This window comes from Ramlibacter sp. (assembly GCF_035548915.1).
Lineage (GTDB): Bacteria > Pseudomonadota > Gammaproteobacteria > Burkholderiales > Burkholderiaceae_C > Ramlibacter.
The window spans coordinates 121,280-136,619 of sequence record NZ_DASZSE010000031.1 but is presented as its reverse complement, the minus strand read 5'-3'; the positions used below and the strand labels follow the sequence as shown (position 1 = coordinate 136,619).

At 67.7% G+C, this 15,340-nt stretch carries 11 protein-coding genes; 8 read left to right on the top strand and 3 right to left on the bottom strand.

Annotation, left to right across the window (positions count from 1 at the left end):
* Positions 1-2: 2 nt before the first annotated feature.
* Complete coding sequence (locus VHA82_RS11635) at positions 3-4,805, bottom strand: hypothetical protein (RefSeq protein WP_325543710.1); 4,803 nt, start codon at positions 4,803-4,805, stop codon at positions 3-5.
* 299 nt (positions 4,806-5,104) lie between these two features.
* Between VHA82_RS11635 and VHA82_RS11630 the strand changes: the two genes are divergently transcribed.
* The 8 genes from VHA82_RS11630 to VHA82_RS11595 all read left to right on the top strand — a co-directional run bounded on the left by VHA82_RS11630 (position 5,105) and on the right by VHA82_RS11595 (position 10,710).
* Complete coding sequence (locus VHA82_RS11630; protein WP_325543709.1) at positions 5,105-5,575, top strand: Spy/CpxP family protein refolding chaperone; 471 nt, start codon at positions 5,105-5,107, stop codon at positions 5,573-5,575.
* 13 nt (positions 5,576-5,588) lie between these two features.
* Complete coding sequence (locus VHA82_RS11625; protein ID WP_325543708.1) at positions 5,589-6,272, top strand: response regulator transcription factor; 684 nt, start codon at positions 5,589-5,591, stop codon at positions 6,270-6,272.
* Positions 6,265-7,626 carry a HAMP domain-containing sensor histidine kinase gene (locus VHA82_RS11620; protein ID WP_325543706.1) on the top strand — a complete coding sequence of 454 codons (1,362 nt, stop codon included), beginning with the start codon at positions 6,265-6,267 and terminating at the stop codon, positions 7,624-7,626. The genes VHA82_RS11625 and VHA82_RS11620 overlap by 8 nt, the downstream gene beginning before the upstream one ends.
* A gap of 76 nt (positions 7,627-7,702) precedes the next feature.
* Positions 7,703-8,002 (top strand): antibiotic biosynthesis monooxygenase family protein, encoded by a 300-nt coding sequence (locus tag VHA82_RS11615; RefSeq protein ID WP_325543705.1) that lies wholly within the window; start codon positions 7,703-7,705, stop codon positions 8,000-8,002.
* Positions 8,003-8,161: 159 nt separating this feature from the next.
* On the top strand, positions 8,162-8,572 hold the full coding sequence (locus tag VHA82_RS11610) for a protocatechuate 4,5-dioxygenase subunit alpha (protein ID WP_325543703.1): 411 nt from the start codon (positions 8,162-8,164) through the stop codon (positions 8,570-8,572).
* Positions 8,548-9,387 (top strand): class III extradiol dioxygenase family protein, encoded by an 840-nt coding sequence (locus VHA82_RS11605; protein ID WP_325543702.1) that lies wholly within the window; start codon positions 8,548-8,550, stop codon positions 9,385-9,387. Before VHA82_RS11610 ends, VHA82_RS11605 begins: the two co-directional genes overlap by 25 nt.
* A gap of 93 nt (positions 9,388-9,480) precedes the next feature.
* A complete protein-coding gene (locus tag VHA82_RS11600) occupies positions 9,481-9,726 on the top strand; it encodes a hypothetical protein (RefSeq protein WP_325543700.1) in 246 nt (81 codons plus the stop codon).
* Between the two features lie 168 nt (positions 9,727-9,894).
* Positions 9,895-10,710 (top strand): dipeptidyl aminopeptidase, encoded by an 816-nt coding sequence (locus VHA82_RS11595; protein WP_325543699.1) that lies wholly within the window; start codon positions 9,895-9,897, stop codon positions 10,708-10,710.
* 25 nt (positions 10,711-10,735) lie between these two features.
* Here the strand turns inward: VHA82_RS11595 and rpoD are convergent, their stop codons facing one another.
* Both rpoD and dnaG read right to left on the bottom strand, forming a co-directional pair.
* Entirely contained in the window at positions 10,736-13,114 is a 2,379-nt protein-coding gene (gene rpoD, locus VHA82_RS11590) for an RNA polymerase sigma factor RpoD (RefSeq protein ID WP_325543697.1), read from the bottom strand.
* Positions 13,115-13,529: 415 nt separating this feature from the next.
* The gene (gene dnaG, locus VHA82_RS11585; protein WP_325543695.1) at positions 13,530-15,305 is read right to left on the bottom strand and encodes a DNA primase; all 1,776 of its coding nucleotides are present in this window, start codon (positions 15,303-15,305) and stop codon (positions 13,530-13,532) included.
* Positions 15,306-15,340: the final 35 nt, after the last annotated feature.

Sequence of the window (15,340 nt, the reverse complement as noted above, 5' to 3'; positions counted from 1 at the left end):
GTTCAGGCGATGAAGTTCTGGTACTGCAGCGAAGTGGCGTCGTGCACGCCGGCCAGCACGACGATCAGGTCCGCCTCGCCGCTGCCGTAGTTGACCGCGACGTAGGTGTCGACGCCATCGTCCTGCACGAAGTATTTCACCGTGCTGTTCAATACGTCGTTCGCGTTGGCGATGAACTCCGCGAGCGTGCCGAAATTCGCGGCCCGCTCGGCATAGTTGGCCGCGCTGCCGGCCGCGAGACCGAAGCCCAGCTTGTCGCCGCCCGAGAGCGCGCCCGAGACGACCGTCCCCGGCGCGAACCCGACGAGGGTGTCGAGGTGGCCCGCCGTCTTGCCGCTGTCGCCCTTCGCGAACAAGACTGTGTCGTCGCCGCCCTGGCCGATGTCGATCGTGTCGACGCCTTTTCCGCCCGCGATGACGTTGGCCCCCGCATTGCCGAGGATCGTGTCGTTGCCCGCGCCGCCGGTGATGTGCGCCGCGCCCGCGGTCGTCCAGCTCAGGTCGAGGTTCGCGTTGCCCTCGTAGCCGCTGAAGTCCACGTCCCCGATCGTCACTTTGCCGCCGCCCGCGAAGACGTTCAGGAACGACGTGTTGTCGTCGAGGTCCGCGTCCGCGGCGAAGCTGAAGAGGCCCTTGCCGCTCACCGCGAGGTTGCCCATCGCCACGTTGCCGTGCAGGGAATGCAGGGTGACGTGGATTTCGTCGCTGGGCGCCGTGCCCGCGACGTCGAGCGAAATGTCGCCGACCAGCACGTCGTCGTGCGCGTCGCCGCTGTTCGTCACGAAAAGCGCCAGGGTCGAGCCCACGTCTTCGTGATCGGTGCCGGATGTGAGCCCCGTGTCGGCCACGGATAGGTCGATGCGGCCGAGCACCATGTCGCCCGCGTGTTCGGCTTTGGCCTGGAACGCGAGAAGGCCGAATGCGCCGTCGTCCGCGCGGGCCGAGATGTTTCCGATCCCGATGCCGCCGATGCGGCTCGCGGCTTCGATGCGCACGCCGACCCCGTCGAGCTGCGGGTCCGCCGCGGGGTTCGCGCCGGTGCCGAAATCGAGGCGGACGTCACCCACCGACACCGCGCCCACCGACCCGCCGGCACCGAGTGCTTCCGCGCCGAGCCATAGATTGGCGGTGGCGTTCTTGCCGAGGACGGCGTCCCAGTCGCCGGCCTTCAAGTCTCCGATACCGAGCGCGCCGTCGAATTCGAGCGAGTAGTCGAGCGAGCCGCTCTTGCCCACGGCGGCATGCACGTCCCCCAACGTCACGTCGCCGATCTTCCCGGGCGTGAATATCGGGTGAAAGATCGCTTCGCCAGCGTCGCCCAGTGTCGCTTCGAAGTCGCCGATGCTCACGTCGCCGATCGCGCGCACAGCAAGATCGAACGTCTCGACGATCGCGGTCGCCCCCGCCGCGAGCTCAACACCGACGTCGCCGATCGCAAAGTCGCCGAGCGCCGCGTCCGACGTGTAGTCCACGAGGCCGAACGAGATCGTCGCCGTGGCGCTCGCGCCCAGGATCATCGACAGGTCGCCCAGCGACACGTCGCCGAAATCGCCCTTCGCATTCGCGTGGCCGAGGGACACCCGCAACGAGCCCTGCGCGTCGTCGCCCAGCACAAGACGCTCGCCCTCGATGGCAAGCGAGCCGAAGTCGCCCGCGGCTTCGTCGATGACGTTCACGATGCCGTTCGCCGTCGAATTCGCACCCGCGGCGATCGAGAGCGTGCCGATGGCCACGTCGCCCATCCGCTCCCACGAACCCTGGTCCGTGATCGCGAGCGCGATCGAGCCGCGCTCTCCGGCCGACAGGTTCACGTTGCCCACGTCGAACGCGCCGCCCGTTCCGCGGCCCGCGCCGAGATGCTCGCGCCCGATCGTGAGCGCGATGCCGCTGCGGCCGGACAAATCCTGGCTGGTCGTCGCGCTCACGGCCACGCTCACGTCGCCCACCGAAAAGTCACCGTCGAGCGCGCCCGCCTCGCCGTCGAATCGCGCGAGGGAGAGGACCTCGATCCTGACGTGGCTGTTGTCGCCCTGGATCGACTCGACGTCGCCCACGCGGAAGTCGCCGATCGAGTGAAGCGCTGCGGCGCATCCAGGGATTCCTTGCTCGATCACGGCAAGCACGCTGGAATCCTGGCGCGCGAACAGCTGAAGGTCACCGGCCGTGAAGCTGCCGACCTCCGCGCCGTTCGTCGCGGCCTGCCCGGCGCGATACAGGATGCTCGCGCCTTCGCCGCCCGAGATCGCGCTGTCGCCCAGCGTGAAATCGCCGATCGCACTGTCTTCGCCGAGGGCTACGCCCAGAAGCATCGCCTGGATATCGGCGAAGTCGCCCGCTTCGATGTGCACGTGGCCGAAGGTCACGTCGCCCACGCTGGCATGGGCCGCCGCGGCCGCGAGGATTCGAACACCCGCGTGGCCTTCGTGCGTGCCGCTCAGGAACCCGTCGCCCGCACTTGCATCGATGTTCCCGACCATGAAGTCTCCGAGCGTCGCGCCGCCGCACTTGCCCGCGTACAGGATCTCGGCGTGCGCGCCGACGTCGTGCGAAGCGTCCAGCGCGCTGCCGACGGACAGGCGCAGGTCGCCCACGCTCATGTCGCCGGCCGCCGGTCCGGTGTTGCTCTGCGTGGGAGCCGCGGTGGCCGCATGGACCACCGAGATGCACGCGTTGCCGCCATCGCCCGCCGTGGCCGCGAGGTCGCCCAGGCGCAGGGTGCCCACGTTGTCGGCGGCGTGATGGAGCGTGAGCGAGGCATTGCCGCTGCTGCCCGCGCTTGTACCGAGGCCGCCTGCGAACACGGTTCCGAGCAGCCTGTCGCTCGCGATCGTGACGGTGGCCGTGCCCGAATCGCCCGCGGACGCGGTCACGTCGCGGAGCACGAGATTGTTCGAGCCGGTCACGGAGACGGTCGCGGCCCCCGTGTCGCCGACGGCGGCAGAGACATCGCCGAGCGAAATATCCTCGCCGATGCCGCGGACCTTCACGGTGGCGCAGCCTTCGCCGCCCGCGGCGGCACTCACCCTTGCGCCCATCACACTTCCGGCCACGTCGAGAATCGACGCGCTCGCCTTCGAGCCTTCTTGCGCCTCGGCGGTGAAATCGCCCATCGCCAGGTCGCCTCCTATGCAGGCCGCTTCGACGACGGCTTGCGAGTCGCCGCCCGCGGCGACCGACACGTTGCCGAGGGTCACGTCGCCATCGGCCGATTGGAACTGGACGAGCAGATCGGCGTGGGTGCCGGCTTGCACGTACACATCGCGCACCAGGACATCTTCGCCGCCGGTCACGACGAAATGCGCATGGGCGTCGTCGCCGGCGGCGATGCCGACGTTGCCGAAGACGATGCCGGCGCCGACGTCGCTCGCACCCGCCTCGATGAAGGCATCGTCGCCCGCTGACACCGTGAGATTGCCGACTTCCAGCATGCCGCCGACGCGCGAGAACATCGCGCTCAGATCGGACTCGGCGCCCGCACTGAGCGTCACGTCGCCGATCGTCGCGGACGCGGTGACGTCCTCCACTTCGAGCCGGGCCGTCGACTTCTCGCCGTCGGCGATGTGCACGTTGCCCATCTTCAGGCCGCCTTGCACGCCGTCGACGACGAACTGGAGGCTCGATTGCTTTCCCGCTTCGAGCGACACGTCGCCGACGGCGAGGCTGTGCGCGGTGTCGAAATGCGCCGCGACGGTGTTCTTCGCGCCGCCGTGAACCGTGACGTTGCCGAGCGTCACGCCGTCGGTGCTGGAAATCGCGGCGGCCATGCTGTCGGCAAGGGTGGCATTCAGGTTGCCCGCCGCGTCGAGCCTGAGCATGCCGCCCTGGCCTCTCCTGTCGTGGTTCTCGATGCGTGCCAGGACGCGGTCGGCGCCGAGCACGTAGTCGGCCGAGACCGATCCCGTCACGTTCGAGATGCCGATGGCCGTGCCGGCCGAGAGATTCTTCAGGAACACGTCGAGTCCGTTCACGCCGTCGTCGAGATCGACCGCGTCGACGTGCGTCCAGCCGCCGGCCTGGAAGTTCACGGTCGCGTCGGTCCCGGCGGTGATGTGGACCGCGTGGATCGTGTCGACGCGGGCGAACGGCACGGCGCCGCCCTCGATCACTGTCAGGAAGAGGTCGGTGTGCCCGTTGCCGGTGATCCTGTCGCCCGCGCTGAACGTGCCATGGGACGTGTTGCCATCCGCGTTGCCGTCGACGAGTCCCAGGATGTTCGTCTGCGCGTGGCCGCGGACGTTGATCGTGTCCACGCCGGTCGTCAGTTGCGGGCCAGTGGCGAGCGCGCCGTCGATGGCGGCGACCGCGGCATTCACGCTGGCCGCATCGGCGCCGACGTGAACGACGACGTCCTGCAGCGTCGCGAAGTCGCTGGACGACTGGGCCCGCGTCACGGAGTAGTACTCCGCGACCCAGCCCCGGTTCTCGACGATCGCCTTGGCATCCTGGTACTGCTGGGCGGCGTCGGGCGAGAGGTTTTTCAGGGCCTGCCACACGAGAAAGGCGATGCCGGACTTGGAGTTGCCCGCGTTCAGCTGGGCCACCACCACGTCATGCGCAAGTGCGTCGTTGCCAAGTCCGATCGGCGAGAGCAGACTGCTCGCGAATTCGTCGGAGGTCTCGAAGTTCGGATGGATCGATGCGAAGACCGGTGTGCGGCCCAGTGCGTCGGCGAGCGCGCGCAGACTGTGGCCCTGGTCTTCGTAGAAGCTCACCATCTGCTGCAGCAACGCGCTTCCGGGCGCCGCGTCGAACATGAGGACGACGAGCTCGATGATCTCGCTTCTTTCCGCTGCGGTAATGGCCATGGAGGAATTTCCTTTCGGTGACTGGCGGGATGCTGGTGTTTGCCGACGCGAAAACGCTCGCGTTCGGTGGCGGCAACTCTAGAAGCGGCGCTTGCTTGCCCACGGTGAGCGCGGTCACACGCGCGCTGTCGATGTGCTCGCGGTCACATGAGGTGCGCACGAGATGTGATCGTGGTCACAGCCCTCGAGTCCCGCTTGCGGCGAAACAAAACGAAAAGAACCGAAACCCCGCGGCGATGACGCGACGTCCGTGCTCGCGCACGATTCACCCCACACCTCCACTCCCAAAGGAAACTTTCATGAGAACCTGGATTCGCCGCACGCTCATCACCGCCCTGGGCGCTTCGATCGTCTTCGGCGGCCTCGCCGCATGCAGCCACCGCTACGATCACCACAGCTTCGGCGCGATGAGCGCGGAAGACCGCGCGAAGATCCGCGACAAGGTGATCGGCCGCGTGACGTCGCGCCTGGACCTGAACGCGGAGCAGCAAGCGAAGCTGCGCGCGCTCGCCGACAAGCTGGAAGCACAACGCATGGCCCTCGTCGGGCAAGGCACCTACCAGCGCGCGGACATCCGCAACCTCTTCGCCGGCGAGAAGTTCGACCGCGCGAAGGCCCAGGCCATCGTCAACGAGAAGACCGCCGCCGTCGAGGCGAAGAGTCCCGAGGTGGTCGCGGCGCTCGGCGACTTCTACGACAGCCTCTCGCCCGCGCAGCAGGCCAAGGCACGCGAATTCATGGAGCGGCGCGGCCGCCACGGGTGGCGATGACACAATCCGCTCCATGCCGCGGCTGCTCTTGATCGACGACGACCAGGCCCTGGGCGAGCCGCTCGCGGCCTACGTCGCGCGCTTCGGCATGGAACTCGAGCAGGCATTCCGCCCGAGCGAAGGACTCGCCCGATTGCGCTCGGAACGGTTCGACGCCGCGATCCTCGACGTGATGCTGCCCGAGATGGACGGCTTCGCGCTGTGCAAGGCGATCCGACAGGAAAGCGACATCCCGATCGTGATGCTCACGGCGCGCGGCGAACTCACCGACCGCGTGGTGGGCCTCGAGATCGGCGCGGACGACTACCTGCCCAAGCCCTTCGAGCCGCGCGAGCTGGTGGCGCGATTGCAGACCGTGCTCAGGCGGCGCGGGCCGGTGGCGAGCGACGGCCGGCTGCGCTTCGAGGGCCTCGTGATCGATCCCGTGACTCGCACCGTGCAGCGCCAGGGCGTCGCGCTCGATCTCACGAGCACCGAGTTCGAGCTGCTGCTTCTGCTCGCGCGCGAGCCGGGCAAGGTGTTCGGGCGCGACGACATCCTGAATCAGCTGCGCGGGCACGAGGCGGAGCTCTACACGCGCGCGGTCGACATTCTCGTGAGCCGCCTGCGCCGAAAGCTCGAGCCGCTCGACGCGATCAAGACGCTGCGCAACGCGGGCTACGCGCTCGCGCTCCGGCCGCAGGGCGGCCATGGCTGAAGCGCCACTGTCTTCGCCCACGTCCCCGCCGCAGCGGCCGCGCTGGCATCGCCACGCACACCGGCGATTTCGCCATTCGCTGAAAGCGCGTCTCGTCGCGGTCTTCCTGTTGCTCGCGTTCGCCACGACGGCGATCTTCATCGCGGGCACGCAGCGGGCGCTTTCCGTCGGCTGGCGCGACGCCGCGAAGCCGCTGCTCGCCGACTACGTCGACCGGCTCGCGCAGGAGATTGGCTCGCCTCCCAGCCAGGAACGCGCGCGGCGGCTGGCGGAACGGCTGCCGCTTCGCATCCGCATCACGGGGCCGGAGCTCAACTGGCAGAGCTCCGCGGACGACGACGAGGAATCGAAGTACTGGTCGCACCGCGACGACTTCCACCTGGCCGAGAGCGGCCTGCTCACGCGCACCACGGCCGACGGCCACCGCATCGAGTTCGGCCTCGACACGCGTGCGTGGCGCAACCGTCCGCGCGTCGTGGGGCTCTTCACGCTCGCGGGCTTGCTCGCCATCACCGCGCTCGCGTTTGCCTACGTGCGAAGGCTGCTGAGGCCGCTCGACGACATCCGGGCAGGCGCGCAGCGCTTCGGGCAGGGCGCTTTCGGCGAGGCGATCCCGATCCGGCATCGCGACGAACTGGGCGATCTCGCGTCGGACGTGAACAGCATGGCCGCGAGCATCCACGGCATGCTCGAGGCGAAGCGCGCGCTGCTGCTCGCGATCAGCCACGAACTGCGCAGCCCGATCACCCGCGCACGCCTCAACACCGAACTGCTGCACGACGAGGGCGAGACGGGCCCGCGGCGCCGCGCGCTGCTGCGCGACCTGCAGGAGATGGCGGACCTCGTCACCGACCTGCTCGAAAGCGAACGGCTCGGCCAGGGGCACGCGGCGCTGCATCGCGAAAGCGTGGTGCCGCGCGCGCTCGTGGAGGAAACGGTGGCGGCGCTCAGGCAGCAGCGCGACGATGCGGCGGGCATCCGGCTCGATCTCGCGGACGTGCCGCCGGTGCGGCTCGACCCGGTTCGCGTGCGCATGCTCCTGCGCAACCTGCTCGACAACGCATTGCGGCATACGCCGCCCAACGCGCCGCCGCCGGTCGTCACGCTGCGTTCGACGGACCTCGGCATCGACCTGCGCGTGCGCGACAGCGGCCCCGGCGTGGACGAAGCGACGCTGCCGCATCTGGGCGAAGCGTTCTGGCGGCCGGACGCTTCGCGCGAAAGGGCCACGGGCGGCGTCGGCCTCGGCCTTTTCCTCTGCAAGCTGGTGGCTCAGGCGCATGGCGGCCGCCTCACGCTGCGCAACACGTCGCCCGGCTTCGAAGCGATCGTGTTCCTGCCGAACGGGCTTTGAGGCGCGTCGGGCGCGTAAGAGAATCCACGGCCAATGCGACTGACTTTCGGCAGCATTCCGCTGCGAGGAGAAGCCCATGACCGCTTTCAACATCGTCCGTTTCCGCACCAAGCCCGGCCGCGAGCAGGACTTCCTGGACGCGCATCGCCGCGCCGACCCGAACTTCAAGGGCATGGTGCGCTTCTCGCTCGTGAAGACCGGCGAGCGCAGCTTCTGCGTCGTGGGCGAGTGGGAGAATTTCGAGGACATCGCCGCGGCGCGGCCGAAGATGATCGCGCTGCTCGACAGCTTCCGCGACACGCTGGAGGACCTGGGGGGCGGCCTGGGCGTCACCGATCCGGTGTCGGGGGAAGTCGTGGTCGAGATGGGCAAGTAGCCCCGGGGCGCGAACCCCGATTGCCGCCGCCGGGGCGGCCCTCTCTGCGGCCCCGGGGGTTGAATGACAGATGACGTCGCCTCCGGCCGGCCTCCACGAATGATCCGATATTGACCTGCGTCACAGCCGGGGTGGGGCGCGGCGGCCACACTCTCACGCATGAGAGAACCACCTTCGATTCCGGGCACGATCCTCTTCGACGGCGTGCAGGCCGCCAAGGGGTATGCGCTCAACAGAATGTGCTTCTCGTTCAACGACGCGGCCCACCGCGAAGCCTTCCGCCGCGACGAGGAAGGCTACATGCGCGAGTACGGCCTGGACGCGGCGCAGGCGCGCGCGATCCGCGAACGCGACGTGCTCGGGCTGCTCGAGGCCGGCGGCAACGTGTACTACCTCGCCAAGTTCGCGGGCATCCTCGGGCTCGATGTGCAGGACCTCGGCGCCGCGCAGACGGGCATGAGCAAGGACGAATTCAAGGCGATGCTCGTCAAGCAGAACGAGCAGCCCGACACGCTTTCGGAAGAAGACGAGAAGAGGAGCCCAGCATGGCCAGGATCGTCGGCGGCCTGACGACATCGCACGTGCCCGCGATCGGGCGCGCCATCGACAAGGGTCTGCAGGGGGAGCCCTACTGGAAACCGTTCTTCGACGGGTTCCTGCCCGTACACGCGTGGCTGAAGGACGTGCGGCCGGACGTCGCGGTGGTGTTCTACAACGATCACGGCCTGAACTTCTTCCTCGACAAGATGCCCACCTTCGCGGTGGGCGCCGCCGCGCAATATTGCAATGCGGACGAAGGCTGGGGCATTCCGGTCATGCCGCCCTTCCAGGGCGAGCCGGACCTGTCGTGGCACCTGATCGAGCGTCTCGTCGAGCACGAATTCGACATCACGACCTGCCAGGAAATGCGGGTGGACCATGCGTTCACGCTGCCCATGAAGCTCTTCTGGCCCGAGGGCGATTGCCCGGTGACGACCGTGCCGATCTGCATCAACACCGTGCAGTTCCCCCTACCCACGGCGCACCGCTGCTTCATGCTCGGCCGCGCGGTGGGAGAGGCGATCGAGTCGTGGGAGAGTGACAAGCGCGTGGTCGTGATCGGCACCGGCGGCCTGTCGCACCAGCTCGATGGCCAGCGCGCGGGCTTCATCAACAAGCCGTTCGATCTGCGCTTCATGGCGAGCCTCGTCGACGATCCGCAGTGGGCGACGCGATTTTCGATTCACGAACTCGTGGAGAAGACCGGCACGCAGGGCGTGGAGCTGCTCATGTGGCTTGCGACGCGCGCCGCCGTGCCCGGGCCGGTGCGGAAGGTGCACAGCAACTATCACATCCCCATCTCCAACACGGCGGCGGGGATGATGGCGCTCGAACCGGCGAGCTGAAAGTCTCGCCGGCGCCCCTCCAGCTTGCCGCGCCTGAATGGGCGGCGCATACTCATGGCGTCCCAACACAGAGCGTTGCACGGAGGGACGATGATGAAGCATTCGCTGGAGCCGGCCTTCACCGCCGGATTGAGCATCTTCGAGAAGTCGTGCGGATACTGCGGCGCGCGTTTTCGCGTGCTTGCATCGCATGTGCCCGATCACGACCAGCCCGAGGACTACGCCTGCCCTGAATGCGGCAAGCGCTACGAGACCGAGGCGCTGCAGGAGCCCGAGGTCCAGTTGCTGCATGGGCGCACCGACGGCAAGCACGACCGGTATCAGGAAACGATGTTCTAGCTCACGTTTCCTCGCGCAGCGGTTTGGCGTGCCATCGTCGGCAGCGTCCTACCGGCGCGCGCGGCTGGGCTTGCTAAGGTCGCGCCCATGGTGCGCCAGGCTTGCTCGGCCCTTTTGCTGATACTCGCTTGCCTCATTGCGGGGGCGGCTCGGCCGGACGCGCCGCCGATGCGCGCGCAGCTCGTCCGGGTGCCGGTGGAGTTCGCCGACGGAACGCGCGTCAGCATGCCGGTGCACGTGTTCAAGCCGCCCGGTGCCGGGCCATTTCCCGTCGTGTTCTATCTGCATGGACGCCCCGCCAACCGCGCCGCGCGACGTGCGATGGTCGCGCCGATCGCGGCGGGCCACGTACGCTGGTGGCTCGGCCACGGCGTCGCGGTGATCGCGCCGCTGCGTCCGGGGTATGGCGGCGTGGGCGCCGCAGGCGGTGCGGATAAGGAAGACACCGGCGCGCGCTGGCGTGGCGGCGAGTGCATCGGCGAGCCCGATTTCATGCGTGCGGCCGCGGCCATCGGCCAGTCGACGCTTGCCGCCTACCACTGGGCCATCGCGCAGCCGTGGGTGGATCGCGAGCGGCTCGGCGTCGAGGGCTGGTCGATGGGCGGCCTCGGCAGCATCGCGGTCGCTTCGCTGAATCTCGCCGGCGTGCGCGGCGTCATCAACTTCTCGGGCGGCACGGCAGGCAACCCCATCGATGCGCCAGGGCACAGTTGCCGCCCCGATCTGCTCGCGCAAACATACCGCGACCTGGGGCGCGTCGTGCACGAGCCGACCCTGTGGCTCTACGCGGAGAACGATGGCTACTGGGGCCCGCAAGCGCCGCGGATGTGGTTCGCCGCGTTTCGCGGCGGCGGCAGCGACGCGGAACTGGTGATGACCGCGCCCGTGGAAGGCGCGGACGGGCACGAGCTGTTGATGGAAGGCCCCGAGCTGTGGATGGAACGCGTGGAGGCGTTCATCCGCAAGGCAGGGCTGGTGAGCTGAAGCGGCCCGCCTGCCCAGCCACCGCCTACAGCGTATCGATGAACGACCGCAGCTTGTCGCTCCTGCTCGGATGCTTCAGCTTTCTCAGCGCCTTCGCCTCGATCTGGCGGATGCGCTCGCGCGTCACGTCGAACTGCTTGCCGACTTCTTCCAGCGTGTGGTCGGTGGACATCTCGATGCCGAAGCGCATGCGCAGCACCTTCGCCTCGCGCGGGGTGAGCGAATCGAGGATGTCCTTCACCACGTCGCGCAGGCCCGCCTGCATGGCGGCTTCGATCGGCGCGGTGTTGCCCGTGTCCTCGATGAAATCGCCAAGATGCGAATCGTCGTCGTCGCCGATCGGCGTCTCCATGGAGATCGGCTCCTTCGCGATCTTCATGATCTTCCTGATCTTGTCCTCGGGGATGTCCATCTTCGCCGCGAGGATCGAGGCGTCCGGCTCGAAGCCGAACTCCTGCAGATGCTGCCGCGAGATGCGGTTCATCTTGTTGATCGTCTCGATCATGTGCACCGGAATGCGGATCGTGCGCGCCTGGTCGGCGATCGAGCGCGTGATCGCCTGGCGAATCCACCACGTGGCGTACGTCGAGAACTTGTAGCCGCGGCGGTATTCGAACTTGTCCACCGCCTTCATGAGGCCGATGTTGCCTTCCTGGATCAGGTCGAGGAACTGCAGGCCGCGGTTGGTGTACTTCTTGGCGATGGAGATCACGAGGCGCAGGTTGGCCTCGATCATTTCCTTCTTCGCCTCGCGCGACGAGGCTTCGCCCTCGTTCATGCGCTTGTTGATTTCCTTCAGCTCCGCGAGCGGCACGACCACGCGCGACTGCAGGTCGATCAGCTTTTGCTGCAGCTCCTGGATGGCGGGCACGTTGCGCGCGAGCACGACGCTCCACGGCTTGCCGGCGGCCGCCTGCTTCTCGACCCACTTCAGGTTCAGCAGGTTGGGCGGGAATTCGCGGATGAAGGTTTCCTGCGGCATGCCGCACTTGTCCACGATGATGCGGCGCAGCTCGCGTTCCTTCCTGCGGATGTCGTCCACCTGCGCGCGAACCAGGTCGCACAGCTTCTCGATGGTCTTGGCCGTGAAGCGGATCGTCATCAGCTCTTCGCTCAGCGCATGCTGGGCCTTCTGATAGGTCGGCGTGCCCCAGCCTTCGCGGTCGTAGGCGCGGTGCACCTTCTCGAAGAGGCCGGCGATGCGGTCGAAGCGTTCGAGCGCCTGGGCCTTGAGTTCTTCCAGCTTCTTCGTGAGCGCCTTGGAGCCGCCCGAGCCGTCGTCGTCGTCGTCGGCGTCGAATTCGTCGAAGTCTTCCTCGGCCACGTAGTCGTCGGCTTCGTTCGGGTTCGAGAAGCCGTCCACGATGCCCGAGATCACGACCTTGCCGTCGCGGATGTCGGAGGCGAGGCGCAGGATCTCGGCGATCGTCGCCGGAGAAGCGGAAATCGCTTCCATCATCGCCATGAGGCCGGATTCGATGCGCTTGGCGATTTCGATTTCGCCTTCGCGCGTGAGCAGTTCCACCGTGCCCATCTCGCGCATGTACATGCGCACCGGGTCGGTCGTGCGGCCGAATTCGCTGTCGACGGTGGAGAGGGCGGCTTCGGCTTCTTCTTCCGCTTCCTCTTCGGTCGCGGCGGTCGGGCCGGTGTTGGTGAGCAGCAGCGTTTCCGCGTCCGGCGTCTGCTCGTAGACGGCCACGCCCATGTCGTTGAGCATGGACACCACGACCTCGAGCGTTTCGCTGTCCACGAGCTTGTCGGGCAGGTGGTCGGAGATTTCCGCGTGCGTGAGGTAGCCGCGCGTCTTGCCGAGCTTGATGAGGGTCTTCAGCCGCTGGCGGCGCTTGGCCATTTCCTCTTCGGTGAGGATGGTCTCGTCCAGGCCGAACTCCTTCATCAGGGCGCGTTCCTTCGCCTTGCTGATCTTCATGCGAAGCGGCTTGGCCTTGGCGGCGGCGACTTCCTCGACGGGCGGCTCGCTGTCGACGAAATCGGCTTCGATGTCGGAGAGGTCCTCCTCCAGGATGGGGGGCTTGCCGGGTGCGGCCGCCGCCTCCTTGGGCTTCCTGCCCCGCTTGGCGGGCGAATCGGTGTCAGCCGCCGCGGCCTTGGGCGGCCGGCCGGGCTTTTTCTTCAGCTCTTCGGCGGCGGCAGAGGTTTTCGCGGTGGTCTTCTTCGACTCTTCCCGGACGGGGGTCTTCTCGGGCTTGGCGGGGGCTTTCGTTGCGGGCACGGGCTTGACTACTTTGCTGTTGGCGGGCTTGGCGGATGCCTTCGGCTGGGCTGTCTTGTCGCTCTTCACGACTTTCAGCTGCGCCTTGGGCGTGGCATGGACTGGATGTTTGACCAACTTCTTCGCGCTGGGTTTCACGTGAGCGGCGGTGGACTTCTGGACGGACATGAGGACCTCGGTAACAGGAACTGCGGTGACAGAAACTGCTTCGGACACACAAAAGCGCCACGGGACCCGGCGCGGGCTGGTCAATGGGCAAGGCAGGAGTACCACGGGCACTCCTCGAAGGAGCATCACACGGTGCCCCTGTCGGCAACTCACCCCGGCAAGATGTGGTGGGCGAACATTTGGGGTGCAGTCCTTGCGGTGGGTTGGCCGGGCCCAGTTGTCGGGCAGCGGGAGCTTCCCGCTTCGGCCGGTCCGGAGGTGCTGCTGTCGCTCTTGCCGGTAGCAAACCCTACATTATATCTTCAGCGGCGGATTTCAAGTTCCGAAGCGGGGAGTTGGGCGTACCTCGTGTTGAAAAACCGACGACATGACCCGCAAGCGACGATGCCCCGCGCGGGAGCGGCCGCGCTTCCAGTCAACCCCGCCCGGGTTTTTGAGCTTCCAGCAACGCCTTGTAGCGCGCGAACGCCACCGGGTCGCCCGCCGCCGCCGCGGCGAGGCGTTTCATCTCTTCGTGCCGCCGCGCCTGCCGCTCCTTGGCGAGGATGTCCTCCAGCTCTGCCGGATCGCTCTCGATCTCCGGAGGCAGCTTGGCCAGCTCCGCCACCGCGAACGACTCGTGTTCGTGGCCGCGCAAGGCTTCCCGCAGCGCGCTCCAGGGCTGCGGCCCATGGTCGTGATGCTGGCTGTCGAGCCAGGCGAAGAGGGCGCCGTGCGGTGCGGGCATCTCGCACAGCAGGTGGTGGTCGTCGTGGCTCAGGCGCTCCCACGCTTGCGGTTGCGACAGCAGGATTTGCAGCGCCCGGGTCGAGCGGCTCACGGGCAGCGTGCGGCCACGCGTGCGGGCTGGAGCGGATTCGCCGCGGGCCGGCCGCCACGGCGCCCGCCGGGCGGGCTTGCCCGTCCAGAGCTCGCCGAGCTCGTGCGCATCCAGTTGCGCGAGCCCGGCGAGCTCGGCGAGCAGCTGGCGCCGGAGCGCGCCTTCGGGCAGCTGCAGCCACATCGGCTTCGCATTGGCGGCCATGTGGGCGCGGCCCTCCACGGTGGCGAGGTCGCAGCCCTCGCGCGCGACTTCGACCAGAAATCGCGAGAGCGGCGTCGCATCGCTCACGTAGCGCTGGAAGGCCTCGTGGCCGAACTCGCGGATGTACGAATCGGGATCGTGTTCGGGGGGCAGGAAGAGGAACTTCACCGTGCGCACGTCGGTGGCGTAGGGCAGGGCGCCTTCGAGCGCCTTGCGCGCGGCGCGCCGCCCCGCGGCGTCGCCGTCGAAGCTGAAGACGACGCTGTCGGTGAAGCGAAAGAGCTTCTGCACGTGGTCGGTCGTGCAGGCGGTGCCGAGCGTCGCCACCGCGTTCGGAAACCCGAGCTGCGCGAGCGCCACCACGTCCATGTAGCCCTCGGTGACGAGCACGTAGCCTTGCTCGCGCAGCGCATTGCGCGCTTCCCACAGGCCGTACAGCTCGCGCCCCTTGCTGAACACCGGCGTCTCGGGGGAATTCAGGTATTTCGGCGTGCCTTCGCCCAGCACGCGCCCGCCGAAGCCGATGCATTCGCCCTTCACGTTGCGGATCGGAAACATCACGCGGTCGCGGAAGCGGTCGTAGCGCTTGTCCTCTTCCTCGTTCACGATGACGAGGCCGCCTTCCACGAGCATCGGGTCGTCGTATTCGGCAAAGACGCTCGCCAGCGACCGCCAGCCTTCGGGCGCGTACCCGAGCCCGTAGGTCTTCGCGATCTCGCCGCTCACGCCGCGGCCCTTGAGGTACTCGATCGCGCGGGGCGATCCGCGCAGATGCTTCCTGTAGGCCGCGCCCGCCTTCTCCAGCACGTCGGTGAGCGTCACGTGCTTCTGGCGTTCCTCGGCCGCGCGGGCGCGGTCCGCGGGCGAACGGTCGTCCTCGGGCACCTGCATGCCGTATTGTCCCGCGAGGTCTTTCACCGCCTCCACGAAGTTCATCCCCGCGTAGTCCATGAGAAAACCGATCGCGTTGCCGTTCTTGCCGCAGCCGAAGCAGTGATAGAACTGCTTGGCCGGGCTCACGGTGAAGGAAGGCGTCTTCTCGCCATGGAAGGGGCACAGCCCCAGGTAGTTGGCGCCGCCCTTCCTGAGCTGCACGTAGCGGCCGACGATGTCCACGACGTCGGCGCGCGCGAGCAGTTCCTGGATGAAGCTCTGGGGGATGGACACCCGTATTCCTACCTAATGTTGCAACGCATCAAGAA

Excerpts from the sequence above, each read along its gene's own strand:
- VHA82_RS11635 (WP_325543710.1), bottom strand. The coding sequence starts at position 4,805 with ATGGCCATTACCGCAGCGGAAAGAAGCGAGATCATCGAGCTCGTCGTC.
- VHA82_RS11630 (WP_325543709.1), top strand. The coding sequence starts at position 5,105 with ATGAGAACCTGGATTCGCCGCACGCTCATCACCGCCCTGGGCGCTTCG.
- VHA82_RS11625 (WP_325543708.1), top strand. The coding sequence starts at position 5,589 with ATGCCGCGGCTGCTCTTGATCGACGACGACCAGGCCCTGGGCGAGCCG.
- VHA82_RS11620 (WP_325543706.1), top strand. The coding sequence starts at position 6,265 with ATGGCTGAAGCGCCACTGTCTTCGCCCACGTCCCCGCCGCAGCGGCCG.
- VHA82_RS11615 (WP_325543705.1), top strand. The coding sequence starts at position 7,703 with ATGACCGCTTTCAACATCGTCCGTTTCCGCACCAAGCCCGGCCGCGAG.
- VHA82_RS11610 (WP_325543703.1), top strand. The coding sequence starts at position 8,162 with ATGAGAGAACCACCTTCGATTCCGGGCACGATCCTCTTCGACGGCGTG.
- VHA82_RS11605 (WP_325543702.1), top strand. The coding sequence starts at position 8,548 with ATGGCCAGGATCGTCGGCGGCCTGACGACATCGCACGTGCCCGCGATC.
- VHA82_RS11600 (WP_325543700.1), top strand. The coding sequence starts at position 9,481 with ATGAAGCATTCGCTGGAGCCGGCCTTCACCGCCGGATTGAGCATCTTC.
- VHA82_RS11595 (WP_325543699.1), top strand. The coding sequence starts at position 9,895 with ATGCGCGCGCAGCTCGTCCGGGTGCCGGTGGAGTTCGCCGACGGAACG.
- rpoD (WP_325543697.1), bottom strand. The coding sequence starts at position 13,114 with ATGTCCGTCCAGAAGTCCACCGCCGCTCACGTGAAACCCAGCGCGAAG.